The 17,986-nt window shown below is 68.8% G+C and carries 15 protein-coding genes; 4 read left to right on the top strand and 11 right to left on the bottom strand.

Going from position 1 to position 17,986, the window contains the following annotated elements:
- Positions 1-115: 115 nt before the first annotated feature.
- From SOM28_RS04350 to SOM28_RS04335, 4 genes are all read left to right on the top strand, one after another.
- Complete coding sequence (locus SOM28_RS04350; RefSeq protein ID WP_320467351.1) at positions 116-568, top strand: hypothetical protein; 453 nt, start codon at positions 116-118, stop codon at positions 566-568.
- Between the two features lie 64 nt (positions 569-632).
- Positions 633-1,253 (top strand): LON peptidase substrate-binding domain-containing protein, encoded by a 621-nt coding sequence (locus SOM28_RS04345; protein ID WP_320467350.1) that lies wholly within the window; start codon positions 633-635, stop codon positions 1,251-1,253.
- A 22-nt stretch (positions 1,254-1,275) separates the two neighbouring features.
- Positions 1,276-2,034, top strand: a complete 759-nt coding sequence (locus SOM28_RS04340; protein WP_320467349.1) for an anti-sigma factor — start codon at positions 1,276-1,278, stop codon at positions 2,032-2,034.
- A gap of 290 nt (positions 2,035-2,324) precedes the next feature.
- The gene (locus SOM28_RS04335; protein ID WP_320467348.1) at positions 2,325-3,890 is read left to right on the top strand and encodes a DEAD/DEAH box helicase; all 1,566 of its coding nucleotides are present in this window, start codon (positions 2,325-2,327) and stop codon (positions 3,888-3,890) included.
- Between the two features lie 137 nt (positions 3,891-4,027).
- Here the strand turns inward: SOM28_RS04335 and SOM28_RS04330 are convergent, their stop codons facing one another.
- From SOM28_RS04330 to SOM28_RS04280, 11 genes are all read right to left on the bottom strand, one after another.
- A complete protein-coding gene (locus tag SOM28_RS04330) occupies positions 4,028-5,386 on the bottom strand; it encodes a sensor histidine kinase (RefSeq protein ID WP_320467347.1) in 1,359 nt (452 codons plus the stop codon).
- Positions 5,373-6,059, bottom strand: a complete 687-nt coding sequence (locus tag SOM28_RS04325; RefSeq protein ID WP_320467346.1) for a response regulator transcription factor — start codon at positions 6,057-6,059, stop codon at positions 5,373-5,375. The genes SOM28_RS04330 and SOM28_RS04325 overlap by 14 nt, the downstream gene beginning before the upstream one ends.
- A gap of 4 nt (positions 6,060-6,063) precedes the next feature.
- Positions 6,064-6,876, bottom strand: a complete 813-nt coding sequence (locus SOM28_RS04320; RefSeq protein ID WP_123069652.1) for a MipA/OmpV family protein — start codon at positions 6,874-6,876, stop codon at positions 6,064-6,066.
- A gap of 282 nt (positions 6,877-7,158) precedes the next feature.
- Positions 7,159-8,868, bottom strand: a complete 1,710-nt coding sequence (locus tag SOM28_RS04315) for a response regulator (protein WP_320467345.1) — start codon at positions 8,866-8,868, stop codon at positions 7,159-7,161.
- Positions 8,869-8,984: 116 nt separating this feature from the next.
- Complete coding sequence (locus SOM28_RS04310; protein ID WP_320467344.1) at positions 8,985-10,688, bottom strand: glycosyltransferase family protein; 1,704 nt, start codon at positions 10,686-10,688, stop codon at positions 8,985-8,987.
- Complete coding sequence (locus SOM28_RS04305; RefSeq protein WP_320467343.1) at positions 10,685-12,805, bottom strand: DUF7024 domain-containing protein; 2,121 nt, start codon at positions 12,803-12,805, stop codon at positions 10,685-10,687. Before SOM28_RS04305 ends, SOM28_RS04310 begins: the two co-directional genes overlap by 4 nt.
- A gap of 32 nt (positions 12,806-12,837) precedes the next feature.
- A complete protein-coding gene (locus SOM28_RS04300) occupies positions 12,838-14,946 on the bottom strand; it encodes a DUF7024 domain-containing protein (RefSeq protein ID WP_320467342.1) in 2,109 nt (702 codons plus the stop codon).
- A complete protein-coding gene (locus tag SOM28_RS04295; RefSeq protein ID WP_320467341.1) occupies positions 14,943-15,716 on the bottom strand; it encodes a PIG-L deacetylase family protein in 774 nt (257 codons plus the stop codon). The genes SOM28_RS04300 and SOM28_RS04295 overlap by 4 nt, the downstream gene beginning before the upstream one ends.
- Positions 15,706-16,557: a GNAT family N-acetyltransferase gene (locus SOM28_RS04290; RefSeq protein WP_320467340.1), complete on the bottom strand. Its 852-nt coding sequence runs from the start codon at positions 16,555-16,557 to the stop codon at positions 15,706-15,708. The genes SOM28_RS04295 and SOM28_RS04290 overlap by 11 nt, the downstream gene beginning before the upstream one ends.
- Entirely contained in the window at positions 16,557-16,931 is a 375-nt protein-coding gene (locus SOM28_RS04285; protein ID WP_123069658.1) for a GtrA family protein, read from the bottom strand. Before SOM28_RS04285 ends, SOM28_RS04290 begins: the two co-directional genes overlap by 1 nt.
- Positions 16,924-17,982, bottom strand: coding sequence for a glycosyltransferase family 2 protein (locus SOM28_RS04280; RefSeq protein WP_370663537.1), 1,059 nt, complete (start codon positions 17,980-17,982; stop codon positions 16,924-16,926). The genes SOM28_RS04285 and SOM28_RS04280 overlap by 8 nt, the downstream gene beginning before the upstream one ends.
- Between the last annotated feature and the right edge of the window lie 4 nt (positions 17,983-17,986).

Raw genomic sequence — 17,986 nt, 5'->3', positions numbered from 1 at the left:
CGCACGCGACTTTGCGCCTTTGTCAACGGAGTTGGTCAACCGGGCACAAGGATGCTCCTTGCTAAATGAAACATTCTAATCTGAAATATCTGCCTTGCAAGAGTGCGAAAGCGGGATGAGTTCCGTCTTCTCTTCTTCCCTGAAACGTCATTGGCCGCTGACCATGCTGGCCGGAATGTGCGGCCTGGTGCTGCTGCTGGGCATGCTTGCCCCATTGCGCGGCGGCAGCCATGAACTGCTGCTGGCCTTCCCGTCCACGGTGGGCGGAGAGCTGACCTTGCCGTCCGAGATCCGCCTGACGCGCGGCGTGCGCGACGTGCTGCTGCTGCGCAACGAAAGCAGGGCGCCGGTGGTATTCGGCCCGCTCAAGATCGGCCCGGGGCGCGAACTGCGCCTGCCGTTCGGCGAGGCCGGCCTATATACGTATGCCTGCCCGCCGGTCGCCGGCAAGGTGGTGCGGGTGAGGGTGGTGGACGCGCCCGGCCCTGGCTGGGGCCGGCTTCGCTGGCGCCTGGACGAGCTGCGCCAGTGGGTGCGCTACCTGCCGCTGAGGTCCCCGGACGAGTAAATGTGCTCCCGGGCGGCCGCAATCGTACACCCGCGATGGCCCCGATTCTGTCATCATGGGGGCCATGTCGACGATTTCCATGCCACTGTTCCCGCTCAGTACGGTGCTGTTTCCGGACGGGGTGTTGCCGCTGCAGGTGTTCGAGGTGCGCTATCTCGACATGATCAGCCGCTGCATCCTCGAAGACACCCCGTTCGGTGTGGTGCTGCTGACGCATGGGCAAGAAGTGCGCGGGCCCGATGCCGAGCAGGAGCGCTTCGTGGCCGCCGGCACCATCGCCTCGGTTACCGAAACCACCACCGAGACGCCCGGCCTGCTGCAGGTGCTGTGCCGCGGCGGCGCGCGTTTTTCCGTGGTCACCGCCGAGCAGCGCGTCAACGGCCTGTGGATGGCCGAGGCGCAACTGGTCGAGGACGACCACAGCGTCAACATCCCCTCCGAGCTGCAGGGCGCTTCCGATGCGCTCGACCGGATACTGAATTCGCTGCAAGACGTTCCCCAGCACCGCTGGCCGGTGCAGCCGCCGTTCCGGCTCGACGACTGCGGCTGGGTGGCCAACCGCTGGTGCGAGCTGCTGCCGCTGCCGAACCAGCAAAAGCATCATATGCTGATGCTCGACAACCCCGTAATCCGGCTCGAATTGCTGCATGACGTGCTGGATGAACATGGCTTGATCACTTCTTAAGGAAGCAGCGCAGGGGCCCGGAATGAAATTTTCTGACGATCTTCTCATCGGGTACATCAACGGCGAACTCGCCGAACCGGCGCGCGCGGCGGTCGAACGGGCCATGCGCGCCGATCCGGTGCTGGCCGCGCGCATCGCCCACCACCGCGCCGAGCTGCAGCTCAAGGGCAATACGCGCATCGCGCGCGTTGGCGTCTCCGCCAACGGCATTGATGCCAACCATGCGCAGCGCAGCGCGCCGCCCTGCGGGGCCAAGGTGGTGCAGCTCAACAGCCTGCGCCCCGGCCGCACGGTGCCGCCGCCGCAGATTGCCTATACCAATTGGTGCAAGCGCCACTGGGTGACGGTCGGCGCGGCGTTGCTGGCGGGCGCCGCCATGGGAGCCTTCGGCTGGCACAGCCTGGCGCAGGCGCCCGGCCTGGCCACGCTCGACCACGTCGATGGCGCCCTGGTGGCGCGCGGGCCGCTGGTGGCGGCGCTGGACGGCCAGCTGGCCAGCCCCGGGCCGTCCGACAGCGGGGTGCGCATCGGCGTCACCTTCGTCGCGAAAGACGGCGCTTATTGCCGCAGCTTCGTGGTCGACACCACCGCCGGCCTGGCCTGCCTGAAGGGCGGGCGCTGGAATATTCCGGTGCTGGCCCAGGATGGCGGCGGGGCCGCCTGGGTCGACGGCAGCCAGCCGCCGCCCGTCGTGCGCGAGGCGATCGACGCGCGCATCGCCGGCACCGTGCTCGATCCGGTGGCCGAACGCGCGGCCCAGCAACGCGGCTGGACGCGGTGAGACGGCCTCCCGGTAAACTGGCTTATGCTGCATTGCGGCAGGGATTGGCTTTCTTTTGGTAAACTGTGTAGAAAACAGGCCGGCATATACATGGGTGGCGATTTCGGGTATCGTGTCACCCGCTAAAAGTGTCTCTACGTCCGCTTTATTCGGCCCGCCGGCCGGCTTGCCGCCGGGTAGTTCCGTCCGCCGGCTTATTCCCGTTCCTCCCTTCGCTGCGCGTCTCTCGACCCGCGATGGGGAGAACATGCCCGATCGTAGAGCTGAACGAATGAATGCAACCAAAAACTATGTCTGATTCTCCGAGCAATAACGCGAACAACAACGACGTCGCCGCCGTCCCGGACGCCGCGCCAGCCGTGCCGGCCGTTCCGGCCGCCGCCGAGGCTCCCACGGTACGCTTCGCCGACTTCGGCCTGGCGCCGGAAATCCTGCGTGCGCTCTCGGACCAGGGTTACGTCCATCCGACCCCGATCCAGGCCCAGGCGATTCCCGTGGTGCTCGAAGGCCGCGACGTGATGGGCGCGGCCCAGACCGGCACCGGCAAGACCGCCGGCTTCTCGCTGCCGATCCTGCAATTGCTGATGCCGCACGCGAACGCCAGCATGTCGCCGGCGCGCCATCCGGTGCGCGCCCTGGTGCTGGTGCCGACCCGCGAACTGGCGGTGCAGGTGGCCGACAACGTCAAGGCTTATGCCCGGCACACGCCGCTGCGCGCGACCGTGGTGTTCGGCGGCATGGACATGAAGCCGCAGACCGAGATCCTGCGCCGCGGCGTCGAGATCGTGATCGCCACCCCGGGCCGCCTGCTGGACCACATCGAACAGAAGAACGTCAGCCTGGGCCAGGTGCAGATGCTGGTGATGGACGAAGCCGACCGCATGCTCGACATGGGCTTCCTGCCCGACCTGCAGCGCATCATCAACCTGTTGCCAAAAGCACGCCAGAACCTGATGTTCTCGGCCACCTTCTCGCCCGAGATCAAGAAGCTGGCCAACACCTTCCTGAACAATCCGCTGACCATCGAAGTCGCGCGCAGCAACGCGACCGCCGAGAAAGTCACGCAGATCGTGTACAAGGTCGACGAGGAACAGAAGCGCGACGTGGTCGAGCACCTGATCCGCTCGCGCGACATGAAGCAGGTGATCATCTTCTCGAACACCAAGATCGGCGCCTCGCGTCTGTCGACCCACCTCGAGAAGCGCGGCGTCAAGGCGTCGGCGATCCACGGCGACAAGACCCAGCAGGAGCGCATGGCGGCGCTGGATGCGTTCAAGAACGGCAGCGTCGAAGTGCTGGTGGCGACCGACGTCGCCGCGCGCGGCCTCGACATCTCCGACCTGCCGGCCGTGATCAACTACGACCTGCCGTACAACGCCGAAGACTATGTGCACCGCATCGGCCGCACCGGCCGCGCCGGCGCCTCGGGCGACGCCCTGTCGGTGTACTCGGACAAGGACGAGCGCCTGCTGGCCGACATCGAGAAGCTGATCAAGCAGACCATCACGCGCGGCACGCTGGAAGGCTTCGTGGCGCCGAGCAGCCGCGCTCGCGAAGGCGGCCGTGAGTTCGGCGCGCGCGAAGGTGGACGCGAAGGTGGACGCGACTACGCTTCGCGCGACGCCGAACGCGGCGCCCGCCGCGGCGATGAGCGCGGCGAGCGTGGCGGCCCGGCGCGTGCGCCGCGCTCCGGACCCGGTCCGGGCGCGCGCCGCGAAAAGGTCGATCCGTGGTTCCTCAAGCCCTACGAACCGACCAGCAGCCCGCGCAAGGATCTCGATGCCGCGCCGCACGCGCCGGCCAAGCCGGCCAAGCAGAAGCTGGCCTTCCTGCTGGGTGGCGGACCGAAGGCGTAAGCCTGACTGCCAGCTTGTAAACGTCGTCCCCGCGCAGGCGGGGACCCAATTTCTTATGCACGCCACTGAAGCAAACTTTGGTGGCTGCGCTGATCAACTTGGGTCCCCGCCTTCGCGGGGAGTCGTTACTGCCAGTGTCAGTAACGACGTGTTTGGGCTGACAATGTAAAACGCAATCCAGGCTCGGCACGTTCCACCGCGAGCCGCCAGCCATGGGCCCGCGCCACCTCCTGGCAAATCGACAGTCCCAATCCCGCCCCAAGGTCGCGCCGGTGCGCTCCACGCCAGAAGCGGTCAAAGAGCAGCGCCAGTTGCGCCGTCTCGACACCCGGCCCGTGGTCGCGCACGCACAAGCTGTCCGCAGCGATCTCCACGCTCACACGCGAACCGGCCGGCGCATGTTCGATCGCATTCTCCAGCAGGTTTTTCATCAGCGTGAACAGCGCGCCCCGGTCGGCCTGCCACGTCAGCCCATCGTCCATGGCGGACACCGCCAGCTTCACGCCGGCCGCCTCGGCCATGCGCCGCAGGTAGCCGATCGCCTCGTCGGCGACCTCTCTCACCCTGACCGTGCCGAACGCATAGTTGGTCGCCTCGCTGGCCTCGGCCAGCAGCAGCAACTGCTGCACCTGGCGCGACATATAGGCGACGTCTTTCAACAGCGCGGCGCGGTCCGCCTCGCCATCGATCCCCAGCTCCACCTGGGCCCGGATCATCGCCAGCGGCGTCTTGAGTTCGTGCGCCGCGTTGCCCAGGAATTCCTGCTGCGCGCGGTAGGCCTGCTCGAGGCGTTCGAGCACCCGGTTGAAGCTGTCGACCAGCGGCGCGATCTCGCTTGGTACCGCGTCGGTGCGCAGACGCGCGTGCATCGAGCGTAGCGAGATGCCGGCCGCCGACCCCGACACGTCCTGCAGCGGCTTCAGGGTATAGCGCAAGGTGATCCAGGTGCACAGGCCGAAGGCGACCAGCAGCACCAGGGTGAACAGGGCAATGCCGTAGGCCACCAGCGGCAGGGCGACCCGGTGCAGCAGGTACATCATGCGGCTGCTGGCGGCCACCTGCAGGTACAGGCCATCGCGTCCTGCGAGCGCGAGCGGCTCGCTGGCGCCGAAGAAGGTCACGCCGTCGCGGGTGAACTCGAAACGGGTGCGCCCCGCGCTTGCCGGCAGCACGCCGGCCGGCCAGAAGCGCGGGCCCGCCTCGGACAGCAGGGCCACATTGCCGGTGCGGTCGACGACGCGGTAGGCGACTTCGCGCCCCAGGCTGTCGAAGGCCCATTTGATGGCATGATGCTCGTCGTTCCCGAGGCGCAGCCTGCCGTCCCGCTCGACATACACCTTGGCCGACAGGTCCTGCGCCATGTCCGCCAGGTCGGTCCGGGCCAGCACATTGGTCTGCAGGACGAAGGCCGCGACCAGCACCACCAGCATGACGCTGAGCAGTGTGCCGGCCACGAAGGCCATCACGATCTTCAGGCGGATGCTATTGAGCCGCATCTTCCTCCCGCAGCACATAACCGATGCCCCTGAGGTTGACGATGCGCTGGCGCGAGCCGATTGCCGCCAGCTTGCGGCGCAGGCGGTGCAGGGCGACGTCGAGTGCATTCGGGGTGACGGCATCGTTCAGGCCCCAGGCCGCCGCTTCCAGCGCGCCGCGGCGCACGGTGGTCTCGTGCTTGCGCAGCAGGAGCAGCATGATCTGCATCTCGGCCGGGGCCAGCGTGATGCGCTCTTCGCCGCAGCACAGCAGGTCGCCTTCGGGCTGCAGCGCCAGGTCGCCATGGGCATGCGCCAGGGGCCGGAACTCCACCGGCCGGCGCAGCAGGGCGCGCACCCGCGCCACCATCTCGTCCATGGCGAAGGGCTTGGCGAGATAGTCGTCGGCGCCGGCCTCGAGGCCCTGGACGCGGTCGTGCAGGGCCTCGCGCGCCGTCAGCACCAGGCAGGGGAGCCCTAAGCCGGCCGCGCGCATCCGGCCCAGCAGGGCCAGGCCGTCGCCGTCGGGCAGTCCGCGGTCGAGAATCAGGGCCTGGTAGGACATCTGCTGGAGGGACGCCCAGGCGCCGTCGATGCGCGTGGCCACGTCGACGGCGATGCCGGCCGCCGCCAGGCCCTTGGCGATCAGCTGGGCCAGGCGCTCGTGGTCTTCGATCAGGAGGACACGGCTCATCGGCTCACCTGAAGCGGTACAGGTAGCCGACCAGCACCCGGTTCTCGGTCGAGCGGTCGACCAGCGGGCTGTCCTTGATCTCGTCGGCCAGGCGCGACACTTCGAGGTCGACCAGGATGGCGTGGCGCCGGTCGAACATATACATCGCGCGCAGTCCCACTTCTGCGTTCACGCCCGACTCGCCACGGTAGGCGGCGCGGCCGGCGCGCGCTTCGTCGGCCCGCACGCCGTAGTAATAGTCGACGTATTTGTCGTCCTGCCAGCTCGCGGTCACGCGCGGCGTGATCGTCACGCGCTCGCCGATATGCCATGTCCTCTCCACGCCGAGATTGAATCGCTTGCCCTTGCTGTTGCCGGAGGCGTCGCCCAGCGCTTCTGCGCTGACATCGGCCCACCGGCTCTTCCATTCGATTCTAGCACCGGCCCAGACGCCGCTTTTCCGTTCGCGCATGCCGGCCAGGATCGGCGTGTCGTCGATGTCGTCGTCGTCGTAGCCGCTGCCGTCGTAGCGCACCACCAGGTCGAGGTTTAGGGTGTGCGCCGGCGCCGGGTCGAGGCTGAGCAGCTTGAAGCCCACTTGCGGGCCGGCGATCGAGAGCCAGCGGTTCTCGTACTGGACGAAGGGAAGCGCCAGGTATTCGCGGTCGATGCCGGCATAGGCCTTGTCGAACGAGATGGCGCCGACGCCCAGCGCCCAGGAAGAGGTGGGGGCGGCGTCGCCCGTCCGGGCCAGGGCCGGCAGCGTGCAGAGCATGGCGGCGGCGAGCAGCGGAATATGCGCCAGGCGGCGCTGGAAGCAGGGGGCGGAGAGTGGCATGGAAGCGCTTTCGGGTTGTCGAAAAGCGCCATGCTCGGCCCGGTCGCCTTACTCGACACTTACCGCAACGACATCGGCACGACGTCGTCCCGGTAAGTATCCGGAAAGGCGGACTGGCGGATAGTCCGGGTCAAAGGAGAGACGACGATGAACACATCCCGCAAGATGGCGCTGGTCGCCGTGAGCGCGCTCCTCGGCGCCGCCCTGGCTGGCGCCCTGGCGTCGGCCCCGATCGAGATCAGCGATGCAGCCGGCGATGCAGTCAGCGATGCAGTCAGCGATTCAGGCAGCCCGCTTGAGCGCCGCTCCGACCCGGTCCAGCAAGTCCTGGTGCTGGTAGGGCTTGGACAGCACGTCGAGCGTGCCGCTGGGCTTGCCGCGGTCGGGCAGTTCGTCCATATAGCCGGTGGTGACCAGCACCGGCAGGCCTGGACGTTTGGCGTGCACGCGCTCAATCAGTTCCAGCCCGTTCATCCCGCCCGGCATGATCACGTCGGTGAACAGCAGGTCGGCCTGCTCGCCGCTTTCCAGCAGGCCCAGCGCGCGCTCGCCGCTGGGAGCCGACAGCACATCGTACCCGGCCATTTCCAGCATGCTCTGGGCCAGCTCGCGCACGTCGTCGTTGTCTTCGACCACCAGGATGCGGCAGCGCCGCTGTTGCGGTTCGGCGGGCGTGCCGCCGCGCCGTTCGGCCTGCGAGTCGTCATCGCTGGCGGCCTGCTCGGCGACCCGGAACACCATGCGCACCATGGTGCCCCGGCCCGGCTCGCTCTCGATGTCGAGCTTGCCGTGCGATTGCTGGACGAAACCATGCACCATCGCCAGGCCCAGGCCGGTGCCCGGCCCCTTGGTGGTGAAGAACGGTTCGGTGGCGCGGCGCCTGACCTCGGGCGTCATGCCTTCGCCCTCGTCGTTCACGCAGATGCAGACATAGTCGCCGGGGGAGAGGCCCAGCAGGCGGCGGCGCTCCTCGCCCAGCACGGCGGTGCCGACGGTGACCGCGCCTCCACGCGGCATCGCGTCGCGCGCATTGAGCACCACGTTCAGGAGCGCCATCTCGAGATAGGTCGGGTCGATCGTGCTGGCCGGCAAGCCGGGCTTGAGGTCGAGCCGCAGGTCGATCTTGTCGCCCAGGGTGCGCACCAGCATGTCGGAAAACTCGACCACCAGGCTGTTCAGGCTCAGGCGCTTCGGTTCCAGGCGCTGCTTGCGCGCGAAGGTCAGTAGCTGCTGGGTCAGCTTGCCGGCCTGCATGGTCGCGCGCTGGGCGCGCCGGATCGGCTCGGCCGCCTTGTGCTGGGGCCCGGCGCCGAGCAGGGCGACTTCGAGGTTGCCGTTGATGACTTGCAGCAGATTGTTGAAATCGTGGGCCATGCCGGCCGAGAGCTGGCCGATGGCTTCCATCTTCTGCGCCTGCAGCCAGGATTCCTGGTTGTTGCGGCGCTCGGTGATGTCCATCTGCGAGGCGAAGAAGTGCAACAGCTTGCCATCCTGGTCGAAGATGGGGCCGAAGAACAGGGCGTTCCAGAACGGCGTGCCGTCGGCCTTGTAGTTCAGGATGTCGACCGCCACCGCACGTTCTTCGTCGACCGCGCGGCGCAGCTCGGCCACGGTGGCGCGGTCGGTGTCGGGCCCCTGCAGCAAGCGACAGTTGCGGCCCAGGAGCTCGTCTTCGCGGTAGCCGGTCAGGTCGGTGAAGGCGCCGTTGGCGAACACGATCGGGTTGTCGTCCTGGCGCGGATCGGTGATCAGCATCGGCATGCGGGTCATCTCGACCGCGGCGAAGAAGATGTTGCCGCGCTCGTCCAGGCCGCCGTGCTCGATATAGCCGGATTGCCAGTGATGGACGCCGGGATTGTCCTTGGGCGGACCCATCGGGTGGACGGCATTGCCTTCGACCTCGGCATTCGCCGGCACGCCGCGGCTCTGGCCGCCGCCCTGCACGTCCAGCGCTTTCTTGAATGAATCGTCCTTTGGCGGTCCGAGTACCATGGCGTGTCCTGGGCGGTGCGGGCGGCGGCATGCCAGCCCTTCGGCTTCACTTTAGCCGGAGCGAACGCTGCGTTTCCGTTCGTGAGCGCACAAAGACGCGCTGCCGGGACAGGCTCTTAGTGCAGGCCGGCAGGCGCAGGCGGAGGGCTGTCTGCGCCCAGGCGCAGCAGGGTGAATTCATCGGTCTGGCGCACCGCCTGGGCGAAGGGCGCGGCGTGGTTTCCGATCACCAGCAGCCAGCGCGTGGCGGGGGCGATGCCTTGCCTCGGTACCGCCTGGTCCGGCGCCAGGAACAGCGGCGCAGTGTCGGCGCGGTCGATATGGAACAGGACGCGCAGGATGACGCCCGGGTCGGCGCCGGCAACCACCAGCTGGCCGCGTTCGGCCGCCGGCACCGATTCCAGTACCAGGGCGCCGGCGCGGTCGCCCAGCTGGCTGTTCCGGTGGAAAGAAGCGGAACTGGCGATCCGGTCCTGGCCGACCAGCACGAGGACCGGCAGCAGGACCAGCACGAACAGGCGGGCGGCCTGCGCGCGTCCGCCGGCCCAGGCTGCCAGCAGCGCCAGCTGCAGCACCGCCGACACGTGGCCCGAGGTCGAACGCATATTGATCGCCGCGATCTCGGGGCCGTCCACGACCCGGGTGATATAGTCCGGCAGCCGGGCGAAGGCGAGCAGCACCAGCAGCGCCATCAATGCCGCGAGCGCCCAGCGCCAGCGGCGCGCAGGTCCCGTCGCGGCCGGCGCCGCGCCGATGGAGGCCGCTGCCACCAGCCACAGCAGCGGGAACACGAAATCATAGTAGCGCAGGTGCAGGCGCATACCTTCGGCCGGGCCGCGGTCGGCCAGGGTGGCGGTGTAGAACACGGCCATGCCGGCCGCCGCGCCCAGCATCAGCAGTGTGTAGGCATGCAGCCGCCCGGCCGGCGCCTGGCGGCGCAACGCCCCGGTGGACATGCCATGCAGCAGGATCGCCAGCGGCACGCCGAACATCACGGCCAGCGCCATCAGGTGCCCCAAGGCGCTGACCAGGATCGGTTCGACGAGGTCCAGGCGCAGGGTGGTGCTGCCCGAACTGACATTGTCCTGGTAAAAGGAGCCAAGCAGGCCGAGTCCAGCTTCTCCGGCCAGCATCCAGCCCAGGGCGAGCTTGACCGCAATCGCCAGCGCCGACGCAGCCAGGGCGGCCGTCACGCCGCGCGTCCAGGCGCCGTCCACCTGCCAGCCGGCATACACCAGGTAGAGGCATAGCGCGGGGAGCAGGAACAGGGCATGCACCTTGACCAGACTCATCAGGCCAAGCACGAGGCCGCCGGCCAGCGCAGTGGCCAGCGTGGACCAGTTGTCTCGGGTCAGCATGATCCAGCTGAGCACAGAGAAACCGAACCAGTAGGTGGCTTCGGGCATGAAATACATCGTGTAGGCGTTCAAGGGCGCGGCGGCGACCAGCACCGTGAGCAGCCGGGCGTAGCCCTGGCTGGTGTGGCGCCGGGCCAGGCCGTGGACGAAGGGGAGTGCGGCAAGGTAGAACGCGAGATTGCCCACGCGCACGCATTCGAGGAAACCGGCGCCGCAAGCATTGCTCGCGCTAAACAGCCAAAGATACAGATAGGACGGCACCATCGCCTCGGCCAGCGGCGCCAGGCGCGACATCCTGCTGTAAGACCACTCGTCGGCGAAAACGGCTGGATACAGGCCGTGGTTGCGCAGGTAGACGTACAGCGCGACGGCCGCCAGGGCCAGGAAGAAGGCGGCGCGCCACGCGCTGGCTTTGCCGCCAGCGTTGTTTCCCTCCCGGAGCGGCGGCGCGCCGACCGTCATGGCTGTTGGCTGGCGACCGAGGGGGGCGAACCTTGCGGGATGGTGAAGGTCAGCCAATCGATCCCGATCCCGATCAGACGCGGATCACCGTTCGGGGTGGCGCTGGCCGGCATCGGTTTCGGCACCACGATGGTCATGCTGCGCGCTGTGCCGTCCGTATCGAACTGCAGGTTGATCGGCGCGGGATGCCAGCCCAGGCGGAACTGCTTGCGCACGCCGCCGATCTCGATCGTGAATGGCAAGTTGGCGTTGTCGGCATGGGCGCGCCCCTGAAACACCAGGCCGAAACTGCGCGGCAGCGGCTTGGCGAAATGGAATACCACCTGCTTGGCGTCCGACCAGCGGCCCCAGGCTTCGGGGCCCGACAGGCCCTCGATGGCGCTGATGAAGCCCGGGTCCGGTTGTTCGGACAGCTTGACGTGGGCGAAGGCCGGCGGCGGCTCGGGCATGCGCAGCAGGGTGAAGTCGTCGGCCTGGTGCACTACGTGGGGCGAGCCGGGGATGTCCCGCTTGTCCATCACCAGCAGCCATTTCTGGTCCACCGGCAGCTGGTATTCCAGCAGCGGCGCATTGTCGCGCATCTCCACCCCGACCGTATCGGGATGGTCCAGGTGGAACTGGACCCGCATCACCTGCGTCATTTCGTTACCGACGATCATGACCTTGCCGCGCTCGGCCGGTGGTACGTGTTGCAGCACGGCCTTTGCCGCGCGGTCGCCATGGCCGTCGGGGCGGTGCGCCTGGGTCCAGGTCCAGATCTGGAACTGGGCCGCCAGCATCGAGAGGGGCAGTGCGGTGAACAGGAACACGCGGCCCGGGGTCAGGCGGGCTGCGCCGGCGCGCGGGACGGCCCACAGCGCGAGCAGCGCCAGCTGCAGCGCCAGCAGGAAGCCGAGCGCCAGGCGGCCATACGGCGCCGGCAGGGTGACCAGCGAGACATCCGGGCCGTCCACGGTGAAGACCGAGTATTCGGGCAGCTTGAACCAGGCCAGCACCAGCAGCGCCGCGACCAGGGCAGCGATGATCCAGCGCAGGCGCGGCAGGCGCGCGCGCGCGTCCTGCAGGGTGGCGGCGCCGGCGATCCACACCAGCGGGAACACGAAATCGTAGTAGCGCAGGTGCAGTCTGAAGCCTTCGTTGCTGCCCGGGTGCGCCAGGGTCGCGGTGTACAGCACCGTCACGCCGGCTGCCGAAGCCAGCATTAGGATTGCATAGACGTGCAGCGCTCTGGCGCCTTCGTTGCCGGCGTCGCGCCGGCCCAGGCCGGCGCACAGGCCGTGCAGGATCACCGCCAGCGGCAAGCCGAGCAGCATGGCGAGCGCCATCAGGTGGCCGCGGCCGTTGACGAAGGCGGGCGCCAGCAACGCCAGGCGCGCGCTGGCGCCTTCGGATCTGACCGCACCCTGGTAAAACGGGCCGAACACGCTCAGGCCGGCGTCGCCGGCCAGCACATAGCCGAGCCCGAACTTGACGGCCAGCGTGCCCGCTGCCGCCACCGCGGCCGCCAGCAGGCCGCGCGCCAGCCAGGCGCCGCCGGCGTGCCAGCCGGCGTACAGCACGAACAGGCACAGGGCCGGCAGCAGGAACAGGGCGTGCACCTTGACCAGGCTCATTGTGCCGAGCACCAGCCCGCCGGCCAGGGCCCGCGCCAGCAAGGACCAGTCGGCGCGCGCCAGCATGATCCAGCTCAGCACGCAGAAACCGAAGTAATACGTGGCCTCGGGCATGAAGTAGGCGGTGTAGATGTTCAGCGGCGCGCCCAGCGACAGCACGGCGACGACCGCAGCCCAGGCCGGCCCGATGTAGCGGCGCGCGATCAGATACAGGAAGGGCGCCGCCGCCAGGTAGAACGCCAGGTTGGCGGCGCGCACGCAGTCGAGGAAGCCGGCGCCGCAGGCGTCGCTGGCGCCGAACAGCCACAGGTAGAGGTAGGACGGCACCAGGGCTTCGGACAGCGGCAGCAGCCGCGCCATCTTGCTGTAATACCATTCGTCGGCGAAGACGGTCGGGTTCAGGCCATGGTTGCGCATGGCCAGGTAGGCCGTCATGGCGGCCAGGGCCAGGCCGAACAAGACGCTCCAGGCCTTGCGGTGTCGGTCGAACGTGGAAAGGTTCATGGTGGTGGTGTGGACGTTTGGTGTTGTTGTTGTCAGGGTGTTGCGGTATCCGGTGCATGGGTCCCGATGGCGATCTCGGCGATGGCGATGCCGAGTTCGCGGTCGTCCGGCCATTCGCCGAGCGTGCGCGGCGCGGTCGGGCGCGGGACCACGATTTCCAGGCTGCGCTGCAGGCCATCCGTGGCGAAGCGCAGGTGGATTTCCTGGAAGCTGCCGGCGATGCGGAACGGGTGCGATTCCTGGCCCACGCGCATGGTGAACGGCAGGCCGGTGTTGGCGGCGTAGGCGCGCGCCTTCAGGACCACGTCGAGCTGGGGCGGCAGCAGGCGCGAGAAGTGCAGCACCACGCGTTCTCCGTCAGACCAGCGGCCCCAGGGCTCGGCCACCGACATCCCGTCGGCCGCAGCCAGGAGGCTGGCGCCGCCATAGTCTGCACTCAGCGCGGCCGTGGCCAAGAGGCGCGTGTCCGGCGCCAGGCGCACCAGCGCATGGTCGTGGGCCTGCACGACCGGCCGCAGCCCTTCCGGCAGGGCATGGCGGCCCACCACCAGCAGCCACGGCTGGCGCACCGGCAGCTGGTAGCGTTCGATCGGCGCCCCGGCCGGCAGCTCGAGCATGCCGATGTCGCGGGCGTCGACGTGGAACTGGGCGCGCATGATGTCCACCACGCTGTCGCCGGCCACCGTGACCAGGTGGCGTTCATGCGGCGGCACGTGGTCGCGCGCGGCCTTGCCGGCGCGGTCGGCGCCCCAGTCGTTGACCACCTGGGCCAGGTAATTCGAGGTGACGGCGCCGCCCAGCGCCAGCGTGAGCGGCAGCGCGGCGAACAGGAACAGTGGCGCCGCCATGCGCTGCCCGAGCGCCCACAGGGCCAGCACGACGCAGGCCAGCGCGGCGACGGCCCAGCCGCCCCAGGCGCGCAGGTCGAGCGCCGCGATCTCGGGACCGTCGATCGGATTGATCGCGTAACGAGGCAGCAGCGCCACCGCCGCCACCACGGCGGCGCCGACCATGGCGGCCGCCAGCAGGCGCATGCGCGGCGCGTGGCGGCCGTGGCGGGCCACGGCCGCGGCCACCACGAGCAGCAGCGGGAAGGTGAAGCTGTAGTAGCGCAGGTGCAGGCGCAGCACCTCTTGCGGCCCGACGCCGGCAATCGACGCCGTGTAGGCGACGGTCAGGCCGGCGGCCGAGCCCAGCGCCAGGATGCTGTACAGCGCCAGGCGGTTGAAATCGGCGCCGGTGGCGCGCCGCGCCGCGCCGCTGAGCAGCGCCAGCAGCAGGACGGCCATCGGCAGCGGCATCAGGATGGCCAGCGCCATCAGGTGGCCGCGGCCGTTGATGAAGGCCGGCGCCGCCAGGGCCAGGGGACTGCTGCCCGAACCGGATGCGGCCGCGGTGGCGTAGAACTTGCCGAACAGGCCGAGCGCGGCATCGCCCGCGAGCAGGTAGCCCAGGCCCAGCCTGACCGCCAGCGTGGCGCCGGTGAGCACCAGGGCGGCCATCAGGCCGGTGCGCAGCCAGCGGCCTTCGGGCGCGCGCAGCCAGGCCGCGCCGACCTGGAACAGGCACAGGCCCGGCAGCAGGAACAGCGCGTGGACTTTTACCAGGCTCATCATGCCGAGCACGACGCCGGCCGCCAGCGCCAGCGCGGCCGGATGCCAGGCCGTGCGCGTCAGCAGCAGCCAGCTCAGCACGATGAAGCCGAAGTAATAGCTCGCTTCGGGCATGAAGAAGGCGGTGTACAGGTTGAACGGGGCCAGCAGCGACAGCAGGGTGACGGCGATCGCCGCGATCGGCGCCGTGAAGCGGCGCGCGATCAGGTAGATGAAGGGCCCGGCGCCGACGAACAGCAGGGCGTTGCCGATGCGGACGCAGTCGAGGAAGCCGGCGCCGCAGGCATTGCTGGCGCTGAACATCCACAGGTAGAGGTAGGACGGCACCAGCGCTTCGCCCAGCGGCTGCAGGCGCGACATCTGGCTGTAGTACAGCTCGTCGGCGAAGATGACCGGATTCAGGCCGAGGTTGCGCATCATCAGCCAGGCGAACACGGCGCCCAGGCCGGCGGCCAGCGCCAGCCAGGCGCGCAGCGACGTGGCGGGGGCAGGCGGCGCGGACGCCCTGGTGGACTTGTTGGCGCTCATGGCGATGGCGCGGCGCGCCAGCCGGCAACCGCCGCGCGCATCCGTTCCCAGCTGAAGAATTGGCGTTTTTCGTAGTACAGCGGACCCGCGTGCGGACGCTCGTCCAGGCGGGCCGGGTCGACTTTCTGCAGCGCCTGCTCACCGCGCAGCAGGTAGTGCAGCAGCACGAAGGGGAACAGGCCGATCCAGGTCGTGCGCTGCGAGGGATAGGACAGGCACAGGCGCAGGTAGTGGCGCCGCGCGGCCCAGGAGATCGGGGTCGCCTCGACCGGGCCGTTGGCCGCCAGCGGCGCCAGCACCCGGAACAGCGGGCCGCCCAGGCCCTCGGCCTGGTACAGCGAGAATTGCCAGGTGCGCGCCAGCAGGCCGCGTTCCTCGGCCAGGGTAACGGCCAGCGCATGCAGCGCGTCGTGGTCGTGGTGGCCGCCTTCCCAGGCCGTCACGTGGATCGCCTCGATCGGGCAGAAGCCGTCGATCCATTCGCCGATCCAGCGTCCCGCCGCTTCCATGTGCAGCGGCAGGCGCGCGTCGCCGATGCCCAGCTGCTGGCCGGCGAAGGACACGTCGCCCGGGGCCACGCCCAGCTGCGCGAGCACGGCCAGCGATTCGGCGTTGCGCTGCGCGGCGCTGCTCTTGGCGGTCTGGCCGTCGGTGAGATAGGCGCACGCCACCCGCACGCCTTGCCGGCGCAGGGTGGCGATGCGTTCGAACACCCCGAACTCGTCGTCCTGGTGCGCGAACAGGAACAGGGCGACCGGTTCAATAGGCATCGAAGTCGAGGAAGCTGAACTGGATACGGGAAGGATCGAGCGCGGCCACGCGCGGGACGAACGAACGGTAGATCAGGTTCAGCGGCGACGGACGCAGGCGCTGCGGGATGCTGGCGTAGTTCCACCAGCTGGCGTTGGCGTCCGGGGCCAGGCCGATCAGCAGGCGCAGCGGCGACAGCACCGGCGCGCCGTTGTGCGGCGCGGCTTGCAGCGGTCCATCCAGCTCGGCATAGGCCGGCAGGCGCAGGCCGAAGGCGGCGGCGTAGAACTGCTGGCGCCCACCATGCGCGCGGCGGTGCACCGGATTGTGCGGATTGGCGCAGCGCCAGGCCAGGGCCTCGGGACTCCAGCTGCGCTCGAACGACAGCTGCGCGGCCGGCGCCCTGGGGCCGTGCGACAGCGTGCCCAGGCCGACCCGCGCCTCGAGCGGACGCACCAGCTGGAAGCCCAGCTTGCGCACGAAGCCCGGGGTGCTGTTGGCGTTGGCCACGCCGTACACGCCGTCGAAACCGGCGGCGGCGCCGGCCTCGAAGGTGGCCGCGGCCAGTTTGGTGAACAGGCCCTTGCCCTGGTAGTCGGGGTGGGTGGCGGTATTCAGCGACAGCAGCACCAGCACCTCGCGGCCCTCGACCCAGGCGCGCTGCGGAATGCAGACGTAATGGGCCGCCAGGCGCTCGCCGTCCCAGGCGTCCATGCCGACCGCGGGGCCGTCCGGATTGGCGGCGTACAGCCAGGTGAGGTAGTCGGGCGTGAACTTGTCGGCGCCGGGGAAGCAGGCGGCGAACAGCGCGCCGTATTGCGCCAGGGTGGCCTGGTCGTGCTGAACGGGAGCGATGCGCATCACTTGAAGATCCAGTAGCGGCTGAGCAGGTATCCGTTCACCGCCACCAGCGGCAGCGACAGGATCTTCCCGGCCAGCGGGTTGTCGACGAGGGCCACCGCCACTGCGACGCAGGCGATGGTCAAACCATAGTTCAGGCCCACCACGCACATATAGCGGGCAAAGCTGCTTTTCGACGCCGCCTGGTCGAATGTGACCCGGCTGTGGAAGGCGTAGTTGACCAAGAGGCCCGCCACGAAGCCGGCGCTGGCGGCGGCCGTGTGGTGGAATCCTTTCATGACCAGCAGCTGCATCAGGCCGACGTCGATGCCGGCGCACAGCAGGCCGCCGGCGACGAATACGCCGAACTGGCGCAGGCGTGCGGCGTCAATCATCGCGGCGGCGCCGGAACAGCGTCTTCTTGTGCAGCGGCCGGCTCGGCACCGATGCGATGTCGTAGTTCAGGAAGGCCAGGATCAGCTGCACGCCCATGATCACCGGCAGCGCGGCCATCATCACGGTGCCGGCCGGGGTCTCGACATCGCTCTGGGCCGAGGCGATCCAGTGCACGACGCCGTAGACCAGGCCGAAGGTGGTGAGCGCCACGCCGATCGGCAGCTCGAGCGAGGCCACCGACAGGTTGCGCAGGTAGTAGTTGTAGAACAGGCGCTTGAAGAAGTTGCGCACGTTCTTGGCGGCGAACTCGGTGATCACTTGCGAGACCTTCAGGTTGCTCACTTCGTCGCCGTACACCGCGTCCATCGGCACGTCGACCGCCACCGCGCCCAGGGTGTTCAGGCGGAACAGCATGTCGCTCTCGAAGAAGTAGCGCTTGCTGATCTTGTCGAAGGGGAGGTAGCGCGCGGCGTCGGCGTGGATCGCGGTATAGCCGTTGGTCGGATCGAACAGGTGCCAGTAGCCCGAGGACAGCTTGGTCATGAACGACAGCATGGCGTTGCCGAACAGGCGCACCGGCGGCATCGCGCTCAGGCGCTCGAGATTGAAGAAGCGGTTGCCCTTGGTGTAGTCGGCTTCGCCGGCCAGGATCGGCGCCACGAAGACCGGAATCAGGGAGGCGTCCATCTGGCCGTCGCCGTCGATCTTGACGATCACGCTGGCGCCGTCGGCGATGGCGGCGCGGTAGCCGGTCATGACGGCGCCGCCCACGCCCTGGTTCTCGGCGTGCTCGAGCACGGTCACGCGGGGGTCCTGGCAGTTGGCGCGCACGAATTCGCCGCTGCCGTCCGGGCAGCGGTCGTCGACCACGTAGACGCGCGAGACTTCGGGGCCGATGCCGGCGATGACGCCGATGATGTGGCGGGTGACGCGGTAGCTGGGGATCACCACCGCGATCCGTGCGGATGCGGGGGCGGATGCGGCGCCTGTGGAGGCTGCGCCGGCCGGTTGGTCGATCACGTTCATGGCTTGGGTGACGTTGACGTTCATGGAA

Origin of the sequence: Massilia sp. CFBP9026 (assembly GCF_034045165.1) — a bacterium.
Taxonomy (GTDB): domain Bacteria; phylum Pseudomonadota; class Gammaproteobacteria; order Burkholderiales; family Burkholderiaceae_D; genus Telluria; species Telluria arenae.
This window is presented reverse-complemented; position numbering and strand designations above follow the sequence as displayed.

Bases quoted from the DNA above. Each gene is read 5' to 3' on its own strand.
- SOM28_RS04340 (WP_320467349.1), top strand. From the start codon at position 1,276: ATGAAATTTTCTGACGATCTTCTCATCGGGTACATCAACGGCGAACTC.
- SOM28_RS04320 (WP_123069652.1), bottom strand. From the start codon at position 6,876: ATGCCACTCTCCGCCCCCTGCTTCCAGCGCCGCCTGGCGCATATTCCG.
- SOM28_RS04325 (WP_320467346.1), bottom strand. From the start codon at position 6,059: ATGAGCCGTGTCCTCCTGATCGAAGACCACGAGCGCCTGGCCCAGCTG.
- SOM28_RS04350 (WP_320467351.1), top strand. From the start codon at position 116: ATGAGTTCCGTCTTCTCTTCTTCCCTGAAACGTCATTGGCCGCTGACC.
- SOM28_RS04280 (WP_370663537.1), bottom strand. From the start codon at position 17,982: ATGAACGTCAACGTCACCCAAGCCATGAACGTGATCGACCAACCGGCC.
- SOM28_RS04310 (WP_320467344.1), bottom strand. From the start codon at position 10,688: ATGACGGTCGGCGCGCCGCCGCTCCGGGAGGGAAACAACGCTGGCGGC.
- SOM28_RS04305 (WP_320467343.1), bottom strand. From the start codon at position 12,805: ATGAACCTTTCCACGTTCGACCGACACCGCAAGGCCTGGAGCGTCTTG.
- SOM28_RS04295 (WP_320467341.1), bottom strand. From the start codon at position 15,716: ATGCCTATTGAACCGGTCGCCCTGTTCCTGTTCGCGCACCAGGACGAC.
- SOM28_RS04300 (WP_320467342.1), bottom strand. From the start codon at position 14,946: ATGAGCGCCAACAAGTCCACCAGGGCGTCCGCGCCGCCTGCCCCCGCC.
- SOM28_RS04315 (WP_320467345.1), bottom strand. From the start codon at position 8,868: ATGGTACTCGGACCGCCAAAGGACGATTCATTCAAGAAAGCGCTGGAC.
- SOM28_RS04335 (WP_320467348.1), top strand. From the start codon at position 2,325: ATGTCTGATTCTCCGAGCAATAACGCGAACAACAACGACGTCGCCGCC.
- SOM28_RS04330 (WP_320467347.1), bottom strand. From the start codon at position 5,386: ATGCGGCTCAATAGCATCCGCCTGAAGATCGTGATGGCCTTCGTGGCC.
- SOM28_RS04345 (WP_320467350.1), top strand. From the start codon at position 633: ATGTCGACGATTTCCATGCCACTGTTCCCGCTCAGTACGGTGCTGTTT.
- SOM28_RS04290 (WP_320467340.1), bottom strand. From the start codon at position 16,557: ATGCGCATCGCTCCCGTTCAGCACGACCAGGCCACCCTGGCGCAATAC.
- SOM28_RS04285 (WP_123069658.1), bottom strand. From the start codon at position 16,931: ATGATTGACGCCGCACGCCTGCGCCAGTTCGGCGTATTCGTCGCCGGC.